The organism is Ningiella ruwaisensis, assembly GCF_004798935.1.
Lineage (GTDB): Bacteria > Pseudomonadota > Gammaproteobacteria > Enterobacterales > Alteromonadaceae > Glaciecola > Glaciecola ruwaisensis.
Genome location: NZ_RAHT01000007.1, coordinates 132,634 through 153,801, shown reverse-complemented (window position 1 = coordinate 153,801; position 21,168 = coordinate 132,634). Strand labels below are relative to the sequence as shown.

At 42.2% G+C, this 21,168-nt stretch carries 16 protein-coding genes; 8 read left to right on the top strand and 8 right to left on the bottom strand.

Annotated features, from left to right (window positions below):
* The first annotated feature begins 75 nt into the window (after positions 1-75).
* From D6V41_RS14815 to D6V41_RS14800, 4 genes are read left to right on the top strand one after another with little or no spacing between them, the layout of a single operon-like run.
* Positions 76-921 (top strand): AAA family ATPase, encoded by an 846-nt coding sequence (locus D6V41_RS14815; protein WP_136252315.1) that lies wholly within the window; start codon positions 76-78, stop codon positions 919-921.
* 2 nt (positions 922-923) lie between these two features.
* Positions 924-2,102, top strand: a complete 1,179-nt coding sequence (locus D6V41_RS14810; RefSeq protein ID WP_136252314.1) for a vWA domain-containing protein — start codon at positions 924-926, stop codon at positions 2,100-2,102.
* A gap of 28 nt (positions 2,103-2,130) precedes the next feature.
* Positions 2,131-2,862: a pseudouridine synthase gene (locus D6V41_RS14805; RefSeq protein ID WP_136252313.1), complete on the top strand. Its 732-nt coding sequence runs from the start codon at positions 2,131-2,133 to the stop codon at positions 2,860-2,862.
* Between the two features lie 58 nt (positions 2,863-2,920).
* Positions 2,921-4,285 (top strand): MATE family efflux transporter, encoded by a 1,365-nt coding sequence (locus D6V41_RS14800; RefSeq protein ID WP_136252377.1) that lies wholly within the window; start codon positions 2,921-2,923, stop codon positions 4,283-4,285.
* Positions 4,286-4,405: 120 nt separating this feature from the next.
* Here D6V41_RS14800 and D6V41_RS14795 read toward each other — a convergent pair whose 3' ends face one another.
* The 7 genes from D6V41_RS14795 to D6V41_RS14765 are packed head-to-tail and all read right to left on the bottom strand — an operon-like array spanning position 4,406 to position 11,757.
* Positions 4,406-4,933 carry a polysaccharide biosynthesis/export family protein gene (locus D6V41_RS14795; RefSeq protein WP_136252312.1) on the bottom strand — a complete coding sequence of 176 codons (528 nt, stop codon included), beginning with the start codon at positions 4,931-4,933 and terminating at the stop codon, positions 4,406-4,408.
* A 60-nt stretch (positions 4,934-4,993) separates the two neighbouring features.
* Complete coding sequence (locus D6V41_RS14790; protein WP_136252311.1) at positions 4,994-6,931, bottom strand: polysaccharide biosynthesis protein; 1,938 nt, start codon at positions 6,929-6,931, stop codon at positions 4,994-4,996.
* On the bottom strand, positions 6,928-8,106 hold the full coding sequence (locus tag D6V41_RS14785) for a DegT/DnrJ/EryC1/StrS family aminotransferase (protein WP_136252310.1): 1,179 nt from the start codon (positions 8,104-8,106) through the stop codon (positions 6,928-6,930). Before D6V41_RS14785 ends, D6V41_RS14790 begins: the two co-directional genes overlap by 4 nt.
* Before the next feature lie 21 nt (positions 8,107-8,127).
* Positions 8,128-8,769, bottom strand: a complete 642-nt coding sequence (locus D6V41_RS14780) for an acetyltransferase (RefSeq protein ID WP_136252309.1) — start codon at positions 8,767-8,769, stop codon at positions 8,128-8,130.
* Positions 8,766-9,383 carry a sugar transferase gene (locus D6V41_RS14775; protein WP_136252308.1) on the bottom strand — a complete coding sequence of 206 codons (618 nt, stop codon included), beginning with the start codon at positions 9,381-9,383 and terminating at the stop codon, positions 8,766-8,768. The genes D6V41_RS14780 and D6V41_RS14775 overlap by 4 nt, the downstream gene beginning before the upstream one ends.
* Positions 9,380-10,585: a glycosyltransferase family 4 protein gene (locus D6V41_RS14770; RefSeq protein ID WP_136252307.1), complete on the bottom strand. Its 1,206-nt coding sequence runs from the start codon at positions 10,583-10,585 to the stop codon at positions 9,380-9,382. The genes D6V41_RS14775 and D6V41_RS14770 overlap by 4 nt, the downstream gene beginning before the upstream one ends.
* Entirely contained in the window at positions 10,582-11,757 is a 1,176-nt protein-coding gene (locus D6V41_RS14765) for a glycosyltransferase (protein WP_136252306.1), read from the bottom strand. The genes D6V41_RS14770 and D6V41_RS14765 overlap by 4 nt, the downstream gene beginning before the upstream one ends.
* 263 nt (positions 11,758-12,020) lie before the next feature.
* On the opposite strand from D6V41_RS14765, the gene D6V41_RS14760 reads away from it, so the two are divergent.
* The 4 genes from D6V41_RS14760 (at position 12,021) to D6V41_RS14745 (ending at position 16,686) form a co-directional block, all read left to right on the top strand.
* The gene (locus D6V41_RS14760; protein WP_136252305.1) at positions 12,021-12,227 is read left to right on the top strand and encodes a hypothetical protein; all 207 of its coding nucleotides are present in this window, start codon (positions 12,021-12,023) and stop codon (positions 12,225-12,227) included.
* A complete protein-coding gene (locus D6V41_RS14755; RefSeq protein WP_136252304.1) occupies positions 12,211-14,265 on the top strand; it encodes a GumC family protein in 2,055 nt (684 codons plus the stop codon). Before D6V41_RS14760 ends, D6V41_RS14755 begins: the two co-directional genes overlap by 17 nt.
* Positions 14,266-14,330: 65 nt before the next feature.
* On the top strand, positions 14,331-15,470 hold the full coding sequence (locus D6V41_RS14750) for a hypothetical protein (protein WP_136252303.1): 1,140 nt from the start codon (positions 14,331-14,333) through the stop codon (positions 15,468-15,470).
* Between the two features lie 199 nt (positions 15,471-15,669).
* A complete protein-coding gene (locus tag D6V41_RS14745) occupies positions 15,670-16,686 on the top strand; it encodes a hypothetical protein (protein ID WP_136252302.1) in 1,017 nt (338 codons plus the stop codon).
* Here the strand turns inward: D6V41_RS14745 and D6V41_RS18485 are convergent.
* Positions 16,659-20,897, bottom strand: coding sequence for a S8 family serine peptidase (locus tag D6V41_RS18485; protein WP_168711052.1), 4,239 nt, complete (start codon positions 20,895-20,897; stop codon positions 16,659-16,661). The two genes, D6V41_RS14745 and D6V41_RS18485, sit on opposite strands and share 28 nt — an antisense overlap.
* Between the last annotated feature and the right edge of the window lie 271 nt (positions 20,898-21,168).

Genomic DNA, 21,168 nt, shown 5'->3' with positions numbered 1-21,168 from the left:
TTTTGATATATCTTATTAGGGCATATCCTGGGTCTATTTACAATTAAGTAACTTATCGGAATGAAAGAGAGTGGCATGGCATTTACCGGAACTAAAAATTACATTGCAAGTAAAGAGCTTCAACTCGCTGTTAATGCAGCAATCACGCTTGAAAAACCATTATTGATCAAAGGTGAACCAGGTACAGGAAAAACCATGCTGGCCGAAGAGTTAGCAATCGCACTCGATACCCATCTACTTCAATGGCACATCAAATCTACAACAAAAGCGCAGCAAGGTCTGTATGAATATGATGCAGTTTCGCGTTTGCGCGACTCTCAACTCGGTGATGAACGGGTAAAAGATATCAGCAACTACATAGTGAAAGGAAAGCTCTGGGAAGCATTTACCGCTGAAAAACGTCCCGTTCTGTTGATTGATGAAATAGACAAGGCGGATATAGAGTTCCCCAATGATTTGCTGCTTGAGCTCGATAAAATGGAGTTTTTTGTGTATGAAACGCAAGAGCGAGTGGTAGCCAGGCAACGTCCGATTGTGATCATTACCTCTAACAACGAAAAAGAACTCCCTGATGCGTTTTTGCGCCGCTGCTTTTTTCACTATATTCAGTTTCCTGGCGAAGATGAAATGAAGCAAATTGTCGATGTGCATTTCCCTAACTTGAAAAAGTCGCTGCTCGATGCCGCACTACGATCATTTTTTCAGCTTCGAGAAATTAATGGATTGAAAAAGAAGCCATCCACGTCGGAGTTAATTGACTGGCTTAAATTACTCGTCGCAGATGATATTCCACCTGAGGCGATTGCAGATAAAGACGCAAAAAACGCGTTGCCACCGCTTTACGGCGCTTTACTCAAAAATGAACAGGATATTCATCTGTTTGAAAAGTTGATGTTTATGGCTCGCAGAAGCGCTAATTAGTCATGTTGACGCAATTCTTTTTTACCCTTCGCAAGCACAAAGTTAAAACCAGCATAACCGAATATCTGGATTTAATGGCTGCCCTTAAAAATGAGGTGGTATATGCGGATATGGATGAGTTTTATTATCTTTCGCGCGCGTTATTAATCAAAGACGAAAGTCAATATGACAAATTTGATAGAGCCTTTGCCGAATACTTCAAAGGGGTTCAGCAAGTCAACTTGTTTGATGAAAGCATTCCTCAAGAGTGGTTGCGTAAAGAGCTCGAAAAAATATTGAGCGATGAAGAAAAGAAAAAGATTGAATCGCTAGGCGGCTTAGACAAACTGATGGAAACCTTGCAAGAGCGTTTGAAAGAACAAAAGGAGCGACATCAGGGGGGAAATAAGTGGATTGGTACGGGCGGGACTTCGCCATTTGGCGCGTATGGATACAATCCTGAAGGTGTGCGCATCGGGCAGGATAAAAACAGGAATTTCTCAGCGGCGAAAGTGTGGGATAAGCGTCAGTTCAAAAACTTATCTTCGGATGTTGAATTGGGTACGCGTAACATAAAAGTAGCCTTAAGACGCCTTAGAAAATTTGCCCGCACCGGCGCATCAGACACGCTAGACGTAGCAGATACCATCGCTTCTACGGCTAAAAATGCAGGCTACCTTGATATTAAAATGGCGCCAGAGCGACGAAACGCAATTAAGCTCTTGCTCTTTTTTGACGTTGGTGGCTCAATGGACGCGCATATAAAATTATGTGAAGAGTTATTTTCTGCCGCTCACACTGAGTTTAAACATATTGAGTTTTTTTACTTTCACAATTGCCTGTACGAAAACGTGTGGCAGGATAACCAGCGCAGAGGATACGGCGATACAGAGGTATGGCAAATTCTGCATAAGTACGGCAGTGACTATAAAGTGATTTTTGTTGGCGATGCAACTATGGGCCCGTACGAGATAACCTATCCGGGCGGCAGCGTAGAGCACTGGAATGAAGAGCCGGGCAGTGTATGGATGCAACGTATGCTCAACCATTTTGAATACTGTATCTGGTTAAATCCACAGCCTAAAGCCTATTGGCATTACCACGCGTCCATTCAAATAATGAAAGACATCATGAAAAACAGGATGTATCCGCTTACACTAGAGGGTATAACCGACGGCATTAAAGCGCTCTTAAAAAAATAGCGCATAAAAACAAACAAAAGCAGGTTAAATGCTTAAACGACTGAATAAATACATCAGCGATACCGGATTTTGCTCACGCCGGGAAGCCGACAAATTAATCGAGCAAGGTCGGGTCCTTGTAAATGGCAAAGCACCTGAATTGGGCACCAAAATTGGCGAAGACGATATCGTATCGGTTGATAAAAAACCCGTAAGGGCTGTACCGCAAAACAAAAGCGACCGCGTCTATCTGGCCTATCATAAGCCGGTCGGCGTTATCTGTACCACAGAGCGTAAAGTCAAAGGCAACATTGTTGATGCAGTCAATTTCAAGCAGCGTATTTTCCCCATAGGGCGCTTGGATAAACCTTCGGAAGGCCTCATTCTTTTGACTAATGACGGTGATATTGTGAATAAAATCTTGCGGGCGGAGAATGCACATGAAAAACAATATCGCGTTAATGTTAATAAGCCTATCACGCCGCGCTTTATCAAGCGCATGTCAAGTGGCGTCCCAATTCTTGATACAGTTACCTTACCTTGCAAGGTAACGCAAATTGGCAAAACCAGTTTTGACATCGTGCTGACTCAAGGCTTGAATCGGCAAATCCGAAGAATGTGTGAATACTTGGGTTTTGAGGTCACCAAGCTCGTTAGAAAACGCATTATGCATATTAGCTTGGGAAGTTTAAAGGCAGGTCAATATCGTGAACTAAGCGCTGAGGAGTTAAACAAACTTAATCAGGCCGTCCAGCATTCCAGCAAAGTTGCTTCAAAATGATACGCGCTGCTTGTTTTGATGCCTTAAAATACGTGTTACAAGGACACATGTGACAAACATGCAGGACTTTTCTCGCGAATTTAAAGCGCTTTGTACTATCGCATGGCCCTTATTACTTGCACAGTTGATGCAAACCGCGATGGGCGTTGCCGACACGATAATGGCAGGACGTTACGATTCATTAGATATGGCGGCAGTGGCAGTAGGGCACAGTCTGGTCTTTCCTATTCTTATTTTTATGCAGGGGATCTGTTTGGCATTGTCGCCGATTGTGGCTCGCTTTGATGGCGCGAAAACGCCTCATCAAGTGTCTCATCCTGTTTGGCAAACGCTGTACTTGTCGTTATCACTGGCACTGCTAGTGATGTTGGGCATTTTTGTTATGCCCAGTGTTCTCGATTTGCTGGATATGGATACCATGATGCGGCGAGAAACGCTCGAATATGTGACTTATGTGCTGTTAGCAGCACCTGCATTTGCGGTCTATCAAACCTTGCGTAATTACTGTGAGGGTTTATCCAAAACACGGCCAACCATGGTTATCATGCTCATTGGTTTACTGGTCAATATACCGGCTAATTATGCCTTTATTTACGGTAAATTTGGTTTGCCTGAAATGGGCGGAGCAGGCAGTGGGCTTGCTACCATGCTGGTTTTATACGTGATGGCTATTGCGACCTATTGCTACACGGTATTTGCTCCCTCACTTCAAGCCTATAAGCTGTACTTTGCCTGGATCAAGCCAGACACTTCCATGATACTTGCTGTGGCGAAGCAGGGCATTCCTATAGCCTTTACTTTTTTGGCCGAAGTGAGTCTTTTTGCAGCAGTTGCTATTCTTTTGGCGCCACTTGGTGCACTTACCGTCGCATCTCACCAGGTAGCACTGAACTTTTCGTCGCTGATTTTCATGATCCCCATGAGCATAGGCCTATCTGTCGCTATTCGCATCGGTTATTTAATTGGTGAGCAGCGCACACCAATTGCTCAAGTTGCGTATAAGTCGGCACTAACGCTTGCAGTGAGCACGGTGACCTTCACCGCAACAATCACACTGTTAGGCAGTGATGCGATTGCCAGTCTTTACTCCACTGAACAGGCCGTTATCGAATATGCCAGCATGCTATTAACCTTTGCCGCCATTTTTCAGTTTTCGGATGCCATCCAGGTGGTTTCTGCTAACGCGCTCAGAGGGTATAAAGATACAAAAGCCATGCTGATCATCAGTATTTTCTGCTATTGGTTTATTGGCTTTCCCACTGGCATTATTTTGGGCCTGACTGACCACCTGGTTCCTGCCATGTCGGCAAAAGGCTTTTGGATTGGCTTTATCGTAGGTTTAAGTAGTGCAGCGATAATGATGACCACTCGCGTGTTGATTATACAAAAGCGACTCTTGAGAACAGAGTCGCTTCAACGTTAATTAGCACGATAGTGGTAAAAGAGCAGTTAAAGCTCAAATTGTTCAGAAATGGTGTTATTTTGTTGGTATTCAGGTGGCGTATCAGTCTGAAGGGCTTGGAAAAAACGTGTTGAGATGCCCTTAAAAAAAGCTCTGGCCTATTTCAACCGTATCGCCTGGCATCACGAAAGTGTCTTTATTGGCTTTGATACGTTCATTTTGTCCTTCTCTGAGTATTAGCCAATTATGACTCGATGCTCTGTCAGTGAGGCCACCTGCAATAGTAAATGCTTGTTCAACCGTCATTCCAAAACTAGTTTCATAAGCACCTGGCCGGGTAACTTCCCCTCTTATATAAAAGGGACGAAAGGACTCTACTGTCACAGACACATTTGGGTTGACCAAGTACCCATCAGCAAACATAGCTTCAAGCTCTTTACTTATTGTTTTAGCTGTTTTTCCCGCTACGTTTAAATCTCCTAACAATGGCATTTTTATCAAACCAGAGCTATCTACCTTAGTGTTTACAAAAAGGTCGGGTTCGTTGTATACACTTATGGCTAAGGTATCGCCAACACCGATTACAAACTCATTTTGATTTGCATAACCGCTTGTTGAAGCAATGCATAAATAAATACTAATTAAAAAGTATGAAAGCGTCTTTCTCATATTCAAAACCGTACCATTAATTTTTGTCAACTGATCGCAAACAAATCCTCACCGCACAAATCAAGCGACTTTTACGCCATTTGATTGCACAGGATCATTGTTGATATCGGCTATCTCGTGGATATCTGAATTTTTTATCGCACTCCTTACATGTATCGAAGGAGCGTACGCAAGGGGGGCTTCTTTTAATAATTCAATTGAACGTTCTATGTTGTTTTCTAACAGTAATATATTCATTTCAGCCAAGAGACTTAGCACGTCATCAAATGGAATTTTCGTCTCATCTGCGGCCACGATCCTCGGATGTTGTGTTTTGACATCACAGTCATTTAATAGCAATTCTTCATACAGTTTCTCACCCGGCCGTAAGCCACTAAATACGATTTCGATATCTCCATCCGGATTAGTGTCTGAGATGATTGTCCTACCCATTAGATGGGCCATTTTTAACGCTAAATCAATAATTTTAACAGGTTCACCCATGTCTAACACAAACACTTCGCCTTGCTTGCCCATGGCACCGGCTTGAATGACTAACTGTGCCGCTTCGGGAATTGTCATAAAATATCGCGTAATGTTCGGATGAGTGACTGTTATAGGCCCGCCGCGCTCAATTTGCGACTTGAACAAAGGAACGACTGAGCCTGAAGAGCCAAGTACGTTCCCAAACCGCACGATCGCGTATTCGGTTTTAGGACTGAGTTCCGCTATCCCTTGTATATATAATTCAGCAAGTCGCTTCGTTGCTCCCATGATATTTGTGGGTCTGACGGCTTTGTCTGTAGATATCAGCACAAATTTTTCTACTGCGCACTCCGAGGCAACTTGCGCAATATTTGCAGTGCCAAAAGCATTATTTCGAATACCAATAATTGGATTGGCTTCTATCATTGGCACATGTTTATATGCAGCAGCGTGATAGATAGTTTGTACCTTGTGTTGTTTAATCGTGTCGTGCAGCGTGTAGATGTCTAAGATGGTAGAAAGCACGGGCACTATTTGTAGATCTGGAAAATTATTTTTTAACTCATTTTCAATGCTATATAGGTTGTATTCTGACACTTCAAATAGGATTAACTTATTTGGTTTTCCACGAGCAATTTGCCGGCATAGTTCGCTACCAATTGAACCGCCTGCACCACTGACCAAAACATTCTTCTCAAATATATTTTTCTCAAGCAGTTCAACAATCGGAGGTACTGGCTCTCGACCAAGTAGTTCATCTATTTTAATTTCATGCAGTTCATCAACTTTATGCTTGCCAGAAAGTATGTCTGCAATATTGGGGACACTTAAAATTTCAATTGCATAAGGCTCTAAGGCACTCAGTAATTGTTTACGCCGTTCAATCGAACTATTGTTGACGGCAAATAGAAGTTTTGTGACGCCATGGCTTTCGATTATATGTGGAATATCTTCTCGTTTTTTAACCGGTATTCCTGCAATTTCTTGCTTATGGTATTGGCTTTTATCATCGATAAAAGCGACAGGCACCAGATCTCTTCCTTCAAGCAGCCCGAGCGCTAGTGCTCTTCCTGTTTCGGCTGCGCCAAAAATGATGCATTTTTCTCTGTTTCTATAACTTTGCGATTGAAGACGCAGTTGTAATAAATAGCGAGGCACCGTTAATGATAAAAAAGCAAGGCCCCAAAATATAAAGGGTACACTAGCCGGTATAAATGCAAGCTCAATTAAATTGACAATTAACAAAAACAGACTTGCTGCCAGGAGTATCGCTGATACCTTATAGGTCTCTCTATGCCCTATGTGACGAACAACTTGGCGATAGTATCCATCTAACCATAAAATGCCAATAATGAATCCTGCCACTAATAAAGATAACCACCATTGTTCTTTCTTGAAATCAAGACCTTCAACGCCCAAGCGGATAACGTAGGAGAGCAAGAGGGATGTGATGATTGCGAAAGAGTCCCATAAAAGACTTAAGCATAATTTTTTAAAACTCGAGAGTAAAAATAATCTTTTTGTAAGGTTCATTGCTGACATGCCTCAGAAAAGACTTCTTTGATTACAATACAGGTTTTCTCAATTTCCTCTTCAGTCAGGGTAGGGTGAACCAAAAACATAAGCGAAGTCTCTCCCAGCTCTTTTGCTACAGGAAGACGATTTTTCGGTCTGTACGTTGTATTTTCAAACGCTTTCTCTAAATATACCTCTGAGCAAGATCCCGAAAAACAAGGCACTCCGCGCTGGTTAATTTCATCCATTATCCTATCGCGATCCCAGCCTCTCTGTAGGCATTCAGGCTCAACAAAGACGTAACATTTATAAAACGAATGCTCTATGTAATCAGGTATTTCAGGAACCCGGATCCCCGAAAAATTTCGTGCAACGTCAAATATTGCTTCAGCGTAATGCGTGCGTTTTGATATCCAAGTATGCATTTTTTGAAGTTGAACACGGCCAACTGCTGATTGTATCTCAGTCATGCGCCAATTCGTGCCAAACGACTCATGCAACCATCTAAATCCAGGCGGATGCGATTGTTCATAGACAGCAGAATAAGATTTGCCATGATCTTTGTACGACCAAATCTTTTCCCAATAGGATTTGTTATTTGTTGTTACCATACCGCCTTCACCTGCGGTAGATATGATTTTATCTTGGCAAAAAGACCAAGCGCCTATGTCACCAATGCTGCCTACTGATCGTCCTTTGTATTTTGCACCATGCGCCTGCGCGCAGTCTTCTACTACATAAAGGTGATGTTCTTTTGCTAGCTTCAGTAAGTCGTCCATTTCGCAAGGCCAACCTGCCAGGTGAACACACAAAATACAGGCAGTTTTTTCGGTGATACATTGTTTCACTGTATCGTAAGTAATGTTTTGTGAGTCTCGAGAAATATCTGCAAAAACGGGCACGTAACCCGCTAAGACGATCGAAGAAACAGAGGCCAAAAACGTTCGAGAAGTGACTATTATTTCTGAACCGGGTGGCATATCTAGCGCTTTCCAAGCTAAGTCGAGTGCAACGCTGCCATTCGCCACCGCAACCGCGTATTCACTATCTGCAAAACGTGCAAATTCCTTTTCGAACTCTCTACCCGAGTTACCAGTCCAATAATTGACTCTATTAGAGTCTAAAATTGCCAATACTGCATTTTTTTCTTCATCACAGTAATATGGCCATGGTGTAAAAGGTCCGTTTAGCATCTGCGTTTCCCATAAAGTAGTTCATCGTAATGATTTTGCTGGTGTTCCTGTCATGATGGAGTTTGACGCTGTACTCTTTATTAGCGTCGCACCAGCAGCAATCGTTGTATTTGCGCCCACTGTAAGATTTGGTAGTACTGCTGAGCCTATGCCTAACAAGCAACCACTACCTATTGTTACTCCGCCTGCTACATTAGCGCCCGGCGCCACATGAACGAAATCACCTAGCTGACAATCATGGTCGACACTTGCATTAGTATTGATAATGCAACCTTGACCAATGCTTGAAAATCCGATCAAAGATGCATTTGCACAAATAAGTGACCCAATCCCCACATCAGCGCGCTTACTAACGTAAGCACGAGGGTGGATCAGGCTGACAATACTGAGCTTGTAGGACTTCAATAAACTAAAAATCTTACGTCGTGTGTCATTAACCCCAATAGCAACAAAGTAATCCGTTGTTTGTGATGAAAATTTTGTACACTCCTCGGGTGTACCGACTATCGGCCAATGTTCAAGCATCTGATTGGCTTGTGTCTTGTCTACCTCCACTCGTTTGTCAAGAAAGATAATTTCATCGTATTTACCTGATTCAAGTCCGGTCTCAGCAGCCACTTTGCCATGTCCGCCAGCACCTATGATGCATAACGTACGTCTCATTGCTTCTGCTCAATGTCGCTATTTAGTGTGCTCGTAAATTTAGTCATTGTGGCGGTGTCTCGCTCATTGATATCAGCACGCTTAATTACTTTAAATACCGTCATGCATAAAATCTTTAAATCCAGTCTCATCGATTGGTTATCGACATACCAAACATCGAACTTAAATTTTTCTTCCCATGACAAACTATTTCGACCATTGACTTGCGCCCAACCCGTAATACCGGGTCGCAGTTCGTGCCGGCGTTTTTGAAAGGGTGTATATAACGGTAAATACTCAACAAGCAATGGCCTTGGACCGACCAAGCTCATTTCACCTTTCAACACATTTAATAGGCTTGGTAATTCGTCTAAACTCGTGCTGCGTAAAAAACGACCAAAGTTAGTTAACCTTTGATCATCAGGTAGCAGTTGTCCCTTTGCATCCTTCAAATTGGTCATTGACCGTAATTTAAACAGCTTAAACACAACACCGTCTTTACCTGGTCGATTTTGTGTGAACAAAACAGGAGAACCTAAGTTGATTTTTACCAAAATGACGATAAGAACGATGAGTGGCGAAAGAATAAGCAGTGCAAAGAAGCTAATGAAAATATCTATAAGTCGTTTGATCATATCGATTTATTCCCAAAGTCTTTTAATATGTGCTGGTAAAAGTTGAGTACCTCGTGAGCGTTGTTTTCGACATTCATGACTTTCTTTACTTGTTGAAAGCCTTTATCTGCAAAGGCTTTTAATTTATCGCGGTACTCGATGGCAAATAAGATGCGATTTGCCAATTCGCCTGGGGTTTTTGCGGCTGATAACAGGCCTGTTTCATTATGCTTAATGAGGTCTGGAAAGCCGCCTACGTTGGTTGCTAAGGTGGGGGTTTTAGCGTACATCGACTCAACTGCGCCTCCCACATTCTCTGAGTGAGAAGGATGCACAGCCAAATCAAACTGAGGGTAAATTGTAGGTATATCAGAGCGGAATCCGGTAAAGAAGCACACGTCTGGTGCAGTCTTTTCAGCGTAAGAGACCACTTTATTGAAGTATTGACGCGCGTCCGCCCACGGTCCACCCACAAAAACGCATTTAACGTTGGGATATTTGCGAGTTACGATGGCCATTGCATCAATAAGATCTTCATGACCTTTTAGACCTCTTGTTTGTCCTAAATAGGCCTTTGGCTTATAAAAATAAGCAACCATACCAATAACAAAAGTTTGCTCATCACAGTTGAGTTCTTTTCTGATGGAAAACGATGAGGGGGCAGAGGCAGTAAAGTCTTCTTCGTTTACACCGTAATAAGCCAAACCAACGCGAGTTGGGTTTATCCCCACACTGCGATACTTATCTCTTGTCCATTTACATGATGCCAACCAATAGTCTGAACCAGATTTTTGTGAACAATATTTTGCAGAAAGCAGATCGATCTGCCTGAACAGACGGTGCTCTAGATGCAAGGGGCCTGGAACATGGAAAATACGAGGAATGTTTTTATGCCGTAATGCCCAACGCATAAGTAGCGTCGTTGCGACAAAATGGCTATGGATCAAATCGGGTTTAATGGTATCTACCAATGAGCGTAGCGATGCTGCACGCGCTTGATTTTTACGAAAAGAGCGAATAGACAATGCAGGGTCAATGATGTGTGTGATAACACCTGCATCTTCATATTTTTTAACCATTGGCCCATCCGGCAATGCGACATGAACCTCAACTCCGAGTTTTACCAACTCTCTGGTTTGTCTCAATGCCCAACTTGCACCTATTGAGGTTTTAAGTAGATGCAAGACCTTTATGCTTGTGTTCTTAGTTGCACGACAACTCATGATTGACTTAGCTCATAAATTGTTTGGTACATTTGATTGCGTCTTGCTTGCAACGTAGTGTCATCGTATTCCCTCGCTTTTTCATAATTGCGTCTGGCAACTTGTATCCGCTCATCCTCGCTTAGAGTTTGTATGAAGTGTAACTTAGCGCGCAAAGCGTCGATGTCGTCTCGTTCGATAATATAAGATGGCTCCAATAACTCCTTGACTCCGCCTACATTAGTTGCAATACACAAACGAGACCGCGCCATAGCTTCAATTAATACACGCGGAAGCCCCTCTTGTCTCGAGCATAGTACAAAGACGTCAGCATCATCTAACAGTGAGCGAATATCTTCTCGTGCGGCGACATTGCCAATAAAGTTTACTGCCTCAGCTATGTGTAATTCTTCCGACAGGGCCTGCATTTCACTCTGCAAAGAGCCGCCTCCAATCCAAGAAAGCTTAGCGACGGTTTCTTTTTTGTTGATGATTGCCATGCACTTAAGCATCGCGTCACACCCTTTGTACGGTTGAGATAAATTACCAATACACACAATGCGTAAGGGGGAATCAATTTGGTAGCGAACAACCTTTTTATAATCAGCCTCTGAAAGCGTAATTGATGAATAATGGGTTGAAAACCTTGCGGGGTGATGTGGGTAGCGTTCTTGCAGACTTCTTTCAGTCACATAACTCGTAGCGCTTGCTTGAGCACATTGATTTTTAAGTAAGCGCGTAAAAAAATACGCAATAAAGGGGCGAAGCGGATGTTTGCTAGCATTAGCAGAAAATGTATCTTGAGGGTCGCCCACGATTTCTGCCGCAAAAGTTTGTCCGCTTTTCATCGCAAATAATTGATACATTGTCGAAAGTATACCGGGCACCCTTAGCACAACAGCCCGTTTTACGTGACGCCTTGTTTTAAGTTGCCGCACAATGCGTGGTAAATTTTCAATGAATCCGAGAGGCCCTATATAAATGGGTAATTCTAGAAAGCATACCCGATTGCTATCGACCCTATGCCATTGTTTATCGGGTTGGTCTATGTAAGCAACTCTAGCCACGATTGTCACCGACTGGAAAACGGATAAATAACGATGCCAAAACGCATTCGGGAATGCATTTTCAGTCCAATACTGGTGATTGGCACATCGATAAAAGCGTTGCTCTAAAACTACGTCAACGTTCACTATTTTTCCTTAACTGACACTGGCTCATTTAGGTTGTCGGCGATAATTCGAAATACTCTAGTAAATACAAGCTCATTCTCCATTTCTGGGCGTGTTTTCCTCTTGCATTGCACAAAAGCATTTTTATTCCTGATAGCGTTTAGCCACGAAATTGTTTTGTTAAAAGAAATTAGCTATTTGCCGATATCTTTCTGACGCACATAAAGGCAATTCGTATAAAGCAGTCATTGAGGCAAGCCCTGATGACAAAAAATGGAAGATAGATGCAACTGAAATTAAAAAGGGCAATCATGAACACGTCATATCAATCTCTACCTTTATCTCAAGATAGGGAAGGTGTTGTCGTGTTTCTACTAAAAGTTTTTTGTTTACTAAAAGCTTTTGGTTTCGCATTGTTTTCAAAACGTGTGGCGATTGCTTTTGCTTTTGCAGTTGCTATAAGTAACGCGATTAATGAAATCCGAAGATAATTATCAGTCACTTGAGCGCACAGAGGTCTACTTTGATTTGTCAGACTTTTTCTCTTTCTTTTGGCGAAAAAAGCTCTCGATAATTCTACTCACACTTTTTTTATTTGTTTCTGGCACGCTAGCGCTTAATGATATGCCCAAAAAATACTTGGCTACGAGTATTATCAAAGTCAGTGACTCAGAACTGTCTTCTGGTATTCAAACACCTGATATTTCTTCAATAGGATTTGGAAGCCCTTCAAATAAAGCTGTTCACATAGAAACCTTGCGCTCAAGAAAGTTTTTGAGAGTGTTTGCCGATGATTACAAACTTCACTTGCTGCCTGAGTTTCACCTTTTTAAAAACACAACAGAAAGCAAAGCGTCTCTGGATCATACGGTAGAGATTTTACGTGAAGACTTATCGGTATCATCAATCGCCAATACCGACATGCTCTCCTTATCTTTTGTCGCGCACGACCCTGAAGTCGCAGCTTATGTTGCCAACACAATTAGTACAGCGTTTTTTGAATTCTTAAAAGTCCAAAAAAGAGAGCAAGCGACGACGCAATCGAAACTCCTAAATGAAAAAACATCAAGAATATTCGAGGATTTAGTTCACTCTGAATCCTTGCTGCAAGATTTTATACTCACAAATAACATTGTTGATTTAAACGTCGAAATGGAACTCCTGAAAAGGCAGCTCGTTAGCCTCATTGAGAAAAAAGCATTGGCGAGTGAGCAGATTGATGATTTGAAAGTAAAAGTGAAGCAACTTGATGAGGTAGGGGATAACACAAACGAAAAAATGCAACTCCCCATAATTGCCAGCAATAATCAGGTAAGATTGCTGCTCAGTACCATTCAGCAAAAGCGTACGATTTACCAAGAGGTATCGCAACGATACAAGTATAAACATCATCGATATCAGGCAGCAAAATCAGCTCTGGAACTAGCTGAGAATCAGTTGTCCGAAACAATTGATGAAATAGAGCGCGTGCTGGAAAAAGAATTGAAATCGCTTCAGGCACGTTTAATAAAAATTGACTCGCAGATTGAGTCTCTTCGAGAAAGGCAATCAAGTTTAGGGTTGCTCGAAATACAACTTTCCAACTTGACGCGCGAAGTTCAACGAAACCAAAAGCTTTACTCTGTATTTTTGTCAAGGGTGCAAGAAGCAGAAATATTTAGCACATCTAGCAACCAGGCTGAGTACGTTGTGGTTGATGAAGCGAAAGTACCAATTCGACCGAGCTCACCGCGAATGGCCTTGTCTCTCATTGTACTGTCCATACTTTCTTTTGGGATAAGCGTAGCCTTATTTCTTTTACAGCATTTAACGCACGACAGCCACACCTTGTATAAAAGGGTAGCGAAACAACATGGCATCGCCGTTCTTGCAGAGTTTCCGAAGAAGCCAGCGCTGGATCTTTTTAAAGGGAAGAAAAAAACGGCCAAGCTCTTACAGGATTCCGTTCGATCATTCGACACGCTTATATCGATTTTAACCCGAGACAACAGTTATAAGTCCTTTGCATTCACAAGTGTTAAAAATGATAAGGCGATTACCGATATGGCCATTCGTTTTGCAAGCTCTCATGCGCGCATTGAAAGAACCGTATTGGTTGAGGCCGACTTGCGAAACCGACCACTTTCTAATCAACTTATGTTGGATAAAGAACAAAAAGGCATTACTGACCTGGTAAATCTGAATACACCTTTTAGTCAAGCTTCCTATCAAACAGAAAATAACAAACTAACAATATTATCGGCCGGAAGTTTGAATGTTGATGCTACGAGCTTTTTTGCGAAAGAAAAGTTCTCAGAGGTAATGACTAAAATACGAAAGGCATATAAACGTGTGATTGTTACAACTGCGCCCATACTTGAATCAAGCGATGTATTTGTTGTAGCTAAACAAACAGACGCTTTGATTTTGTTTTGCGATGTTGAAAAAACAAAAGTACGAGGATTAATGGAGGCATTAGAACAGCTTTCCATTTCAAAAACGTTTGTTTTAGGGGTGGTATTGGTCAATGTCCCCTATGTTGATAAGTAAATGGATACTTCAGGCTAATGTTTCTTAGAGAGATTCGTCCACGGGTGCAGAATACAGTCGTACTTATGTCTTTTCAGCTTGTAAGCTTTTTAGTTCCGTGGTTTGCACTGATGTGGTTATCTAATAACGAAGATATTAAATCGGTTGCGGATTTTAGCCTTCTGTTAGCCTTAATCACTCCGATAGCTTTGTTGCTGGCCTGTCCATCCAGAAACTACTTGTTAAGCCAAGACCGTGTTTTTCTAAATCCAGTGCTTAAGCTTAGACTGATCCTGAGTATTCTTGGCCTTCTGGTCACCATCGCTTATGGCATGATTGCCGAAGTATTGTTGTTGTCTGTAGCGCTTTTTGTATGCAAAAATTTTGAATACTACTACGACCTTCCTATCACCGCGTTTTTAAAGCAAAAAAACGATAAAAAGCTATTTTTGGCCAGTATTAGAAAAGTGTTACTGGTGCTTATTGCGCTCCTTGTTACAATGCTGACAGACTCTCTTGAAACAGGATTAATTGTATTAGGCGTTATGTTCTTCCTTGACGCGATAAGGGCAACAGAACAGGTGAGGCCAACAGGAGAGGTAGCTTCAATCTTTTCCACGTCGTTTTCTGTTGCGCTTTCAGCACTCTTGTTTTCTATCTATTTCTTTGTTCCTCGATATATTCTTGGCTTACAAGGACTGGAGAATGAGCTCGCTATTTTTACTGTCAGTAGCTTTCTGTTGATGTTAGTTTTGGTCGTCTTAAATACAGCCTGTCAAACTATGATGTCGTCGTGGCGGGAGGCTTTGAAATCCTCGAAAGCCGTGATGAAAATATATGCCGGCTCTTTGCTTTTCATCGTCGCCTTATATGTCGTTTTACAGCTATTTCATCTTGCTCCATTCAGAGATTTTTATTGGGGTATCCACGACAATATCCACGAGAATGATCCTAGTCTCATTACGACGTACCATCTTGTGTTAGTTTTGTCATTTGGCTCATTGCTTTTTTCGTATTCAAATTATTTGCTGATTTTAATTCAGGAAGGCAGGTTTTTGTTATTGCTGACATTTATAAATACCGTCTTTTGTGGAGCCTTTGGGTGGTTGTTTTCTGATTATTTGGGCATGGCTGGATTGCTAGGTATGGTAGCCATAAGTGGCATCGTCCATTTTATCGTGTCATCATTTCGTCTATGGAAATATATACATCGTGCATCCGTTTGAACATTTATTTTTTTATGCATCGATCACCCTGGTAATTTATAAAATCGTTGCCGAACTTGTCACGTTTAAGGGACGCATCTCCCCCCTGGCAATCTATTGTTTTTGTTATCTGTATTTTTGTTTTGGTCCATATTTAGCCCATAGTTTAGGATTTCAAATATACAGTGGTATCCAAAAAGACTATTTAAAAGAAGCGGCAATGGTTTTTTTTGTTGCAATTGCAAGTTTAAGCCTATTTCCCTCAAACTATATTGCCAGGCTCAATGCGCGTTACTCACTTGTGGTAAAGGAGCCTGTTTTTATTCGACAGACTACCATTATCCTTTTAAGTATCCCTGTATTGATTGCGTTTTCCATCGCGATTATGAAAATCGGGCTTGCGCCTCTCAATAAAGTCGAAAGAATAGCGGTCATGGGCAAATTTCACTACGTTTTACTTACTCTGTGGCCCGTTGTTTTATTCTGTTATATGACAGTGTCACCGAGAAGCAAAATGAATCTTTCAGAAGGGATCCTCTTCTCATCTGTAGTAACAGTTTACTTTGCATACTGTTTGTATATGGAGGAGCGCGACTTTGCCCTAATAAGTTTGCCCCTGCTATTTTGGTATTACAAAGACAGACCTGTTCCCGTGTTCAGGATGTTTGTTGGTGTTCCTATAGCCGCTATTTTATTTACGGCACTTTCGGCAGGGCGTTCAAGCGAAATGGACGGGAGTGGTTTAGCCTCCTTCCTTAATCAGGGAAGTAATTTAATGGTGACATCAAATATTTTATTATGGATAGAGCAAGAACAAAATCTTATGTGGGGAATGTCATACTTCGCTGGTTTTGTAAATATGATAACACTGGGGGCAGTCAAGCTGGTGACACCACTTTCTATTTGGTTTAGTCAAAAATACTCGTCAGCGGTAAATGATGGCGCATTTGGTTTCTCCATCGAAGGTGAAGCCCTAATCAATTTTGGTTTGATTGGTATTCCCTTTTTGTTCTCTATCATCGCTTGCTTTTTGGCATGGACTTATAAGGGATTTTTAAAGGGGACTCCCGTCGCTACTTTGCTCACCTATTATTCACTTTTTTACTTCATTTATGCTATTCGAGGTGAGTCTTTAATCCTTTTTAAAGCCTTTATGTATTGCATGGTAATTTTTATTCTGCTCGTAATGATCTCTCAACGCGGAAGGCTCTACTTCGCAGTGCAACATAGATTTTGATTTGTTTGTCGGCGCCACAGCACCATTCCCAATAAACTGAACAGCATCAACAAACTGAAACTTCCGCCTCCGCCCGAACCAGATTGAGGAGGGGGTGGTGAGTTAAGCGTGATAGTGACGCTGTCGGTGACGGTATTAATGCCATCACTTACTGCAATTTCATAAGACACTGAGCTTAAATTACTTGGTGTAGTCAATGTCACACTGCTACCTTCAATACCGTTCACTCTTATGGTTAGTGGATCGCTCTCCGGATCGCTGGCAACAACAGTAATAGTCACATTAGAGCCTGCCGTAGCAGCGCTTGGCGCGCTAATACTGCTTATGCTCGGCGCTTCATTATTTAGCACATTGACTGTAAATTCTGCAGTTACTGGCGAGGTATTACCATCGCTCACCACAACGTCAAATTGTAGCTCTGAATCGGAATCGACTTGTGGCGCAACAATAGTGACGGTATTTTCGTCTTCTATAATTTCTGCCAGAGGTCCTGACGTTTGCTCATACACAATGTTGAGTGCATCGTTATTAGGGTCGCTGATGCTAATTGGTAAAATAAACGATCGAGTTTCAAACACTGAAAATCGAGGGTTTTGAACACCATTAAACGTAATTTCTGGTGGTCCCTCTATCTGTATGTCCCTGAACGGTTCACCGGTTTGATTCGACGTAAAACTCCTGTTTAGCAATTCACTTTGCAGATTGATTTCGATTGGACCAGCCGGAAGCGACTCTTCTACCAATAAATCAAAATCAATTCTGGTATCTATAAGATCGCCTGCTTCTTTGAACACGTTGTAAACCAATAAAGTTGTGCCATCTTCTTCACGCAGCTCGCCCTCTCCAACGTTAACAAAACGCGTCCCAGTGGGGGTAATAATGTTAATCTCATATTGTCTTGATTCGCTCGTGTTGTTTCCTTCAACAATAACGCTTAAGGGTGCCTGCTCGCCAACATTTACTCGAGCAGGTGATGCATCAAGATAAACATCGTCAGCAATGCGATTAATATCCAACGAAATAAAGCCCAAATTTCTGGGAGTCGAAGCGCTCGTTCCCATGTCAACTGCGCCATAGTAATCATCGTCCTTTTCAGCATTTTCAAGGTCATATATAAAGCGCATATCAAACGGTTCGTTTATATCTAATGAGCTTGGCGCCTCTACCTGAAGATTATCACCAACTTGAGAATCAACAACAGCGTAGCGCATTTCAAAGCTATCTGGTTGCGAATTTGACCCTAAGAAACTTTGTACAACGATGAAGTAGCGCCCGGCCTGAGGTCGCATAATTTCGATATATTCTGTTGAGTCAAAAGAGGTACTCTGCGCGATTTGTTCAAAGGCAGATATTTCATCGTCGTTGTTGCTATCAAACACAATAAACAGGTCTAAATCGCTTGCACTTGATTCAACAATTTCAGCAATTAAACGTTTGGCATTATTTCCAACATTTATTGAAGTAATCACAACGCCATCATCCAAGTCATCCGTATAACGACTATTGTCAGAATCTTCAGCAATCGTGTCTTCGACTTTTATTGCTTTTGTTAAGCGGTAAGGCGTTAGCACAAAGTTATTTAAGGTAATACCCTCAATACCTTCAATTAATTCACTGTCCCGATTGCGTTTGGCATTTATTTGAATTTCGGTTGGAATATCACCGATAGACGAAATGACGCTCACCGGTAATTTGAGTTCAGGAGAATTTGCGGCACTTAGCGTCACTTGTCCGAATAAATAGACGTTTTTTTCTGATTCAATGGTGTCAATCTCAATTTCAATTGTTTGGGATTCTCCCGCATCTAATGAAAATTCAGCAGGGCGAATGTTAATTTGCATTCCATTGTCAAAGCCTTCTCCACTTGCTGTCCATGTACCGCTTTTTGTTGCGGTAAAGGTTCGCGACCATGTGCAAACAGAAAGGCATTCAGTATCTGTAATGCTGGGTAGATTCAGGCTACGTGGGTCGCCACCTGTTGACGGTCTTGCTTGTAGATAATTGGCTTCTGTTTCGTTCATAACTAAACCAGTTTGTGCTGCCAAATCAACACGAATACGTCCTGAGCCACTGTCAAAGTAGTCAGCAGGTGTTATGGCATCTTCTCTTAATACATCCGTTGTGGCCGTCATTGCAAGAGCAGAGCGTATGTTATCGGGCGTCCAGTCTGAATGGATTGATTTCAATAAAGCTGCGGCACCTGCGACATGCGGACTTGCCATCGATGTGCCAGACAAATAGTTAAAATCACTCGCGGAAGGTTCATGACCATCATGGCCAAAACGCTGATCTGCGTACGCTGCATAAATATCAACGCCTGGGGCGGTAACGGTGGGGCTTAAAGTACTTATGAAGGTGTTTGGCCCGCGAGAAGAAAAGTTTGCAAGCACATCTACCCTTGCTTCGTCGATGTTTTGTGAGGCGCGACCTTCAGTGATCGTTGCTCGATGATTGATACCTGTTGCTAACCAGCTTTTTAGCCTGTCGCCGTCATTTGCGGTAATGTGGATACCAGGAATAACATAAATATCATTCGCTAAAAACGTTTCGCCGCCTTGCACGTTCGCTAAAACAAAGCCTCCAGCACCTCCAGATTGGACGTTTTGCGCCTTATCAACACGCGCAATTTCTCCTCTGTCACACACTACAATCTGCCCATTAAAAGTACCCGCCGGGAACGGTTGTAAACACTGTGCAGGGTCGTTTGCAGGGTCATTAGGATTAGTGAAATCACCGGCGTAAACAATAGGAGCGGTAATGCTTCCAGTATTGCTTTGTCCAACGATAACCGGTGGTGGGGTTCCACCGCCTGAAAAGCCGCGAATTTCTTTAACGAAGGCATTTTGCCTGCCATGTTCGCTGGCTGCAACAGAGGTGTACCAAGGCGCTAGTTTTTCAGAAGAAGATACACCTGGGCCAGAATTACCGGCTGAGGTTGCCACAAAGATTCCGGCAGCTTGTGCGCTTAAAAAGGCACGTTCTATTACTGCTACCCAAGGGTCACCGCCACCGCTTATAGAATAGTTGATAACATCTACACCATCAGCAATGGCGTCATTTACCGCATCAATGAGTGCTGAACTAGGGCAGTCGGCATAAGTGTCTCCACTGTCAGAGCGCCCGCCAAAACAAGCCTGATACGATATGATATTGGCACGAGGAGCAACACCTGAAAGTTGTTCAAACACAAATCCGGTTGGCGTACCTGAAGATTCCTCTTGCCCAAACTCAGGAAGCACTTCTGCAACATCAAACAATACATTGCCTGCTGCTGTTGCAGCAACGTGTGACCCATGACCACCGTAATCTTCACCGTTTCGAGGCAAATTAGGTGGGAAGATTTCAGTATCTGAATAATTGCCAGTGATTTGTGGATAGCTATATACGCCAATAAGCTTGTTGTTACAAAGCTCTACAAAACCATTTGCACAGTCGCCTAAATATACTCCATCGCCAAGCGGATTAGTGTGCAAATATCCATCACCGCTTATTTCAGCAAAGGATGGATGATCAGTATTTATGCCGGTATCAATAACAGCGACAATCACACCTTCGCCTTGCGCCTGCACAAGTGAAGGAATATCTCCCTCCCACAGAGACGGAGCGCCAATCAGACTTGGGCCAACATCGGTATTGATCGTGTATATTTTTTCTCGGGTGATACGCGAAACTTGTGGTAATTCTGCAAGTTTGGCAGCTTCATCCTGTGTGATGCGCAAAGCCACGCCATTGATGGCATACTCATATTGCGCCAGCAGTTTTTTTGAGCCAATGATTTGATTTGCAGCTTGTAAAAATGAGCGTTGTTCGTTGTGTACTAGGGCGACATAATCGTCAATACTGGCGCGCGCTTGATCGTGTGAAGCATTGAGACCATGTATTCTTGAGCGTTTTAAATGCAGTTTTTGTTGAAGCTTGCGCTGAAATTCTGGTGTTTGTGCCACCGCTGACATAGATAATTCGATAATATAGATGTATTCACCAGGCGGCAGGTTTGCTTCAAATTGAAACACATCCTGAGCGTTACGAGTGGCTTTTTCGGGGTTGATATACTGCTTGACCACATAGTTTTCAGCGCCTACAAAATTATTTGCAACGGTAGCATCTGTATCACTGAATTGCTTAGGTGCAGTATTTGGACTTGAATATGCGTTAAGTATTGGCATTTGAAGCGCTAAAGCAAGGCCAAGTGCACAGGCAAGTTTTATCATTGAGTTCTCCCGTAAAACCACTGCTTGCAATGCCACAAGACAGCGGAGAGTTTTTGCATACTTATTTTTAATGCTCGTGTTTTGCATAAAAACGAACTTAAAACTTAATACAGAGAATTGCCAAAAAAAGAAAACAAAACACCGTATAATTTTAATAAAATGTATGATTAACGATACAAAATCGTTACAAATAGGATGTGCATTCTATTTAAAACTGCAAAATGAAACATCTATTTCTATTAATTGCCAGCCTTATCTAAATTTAGCAATA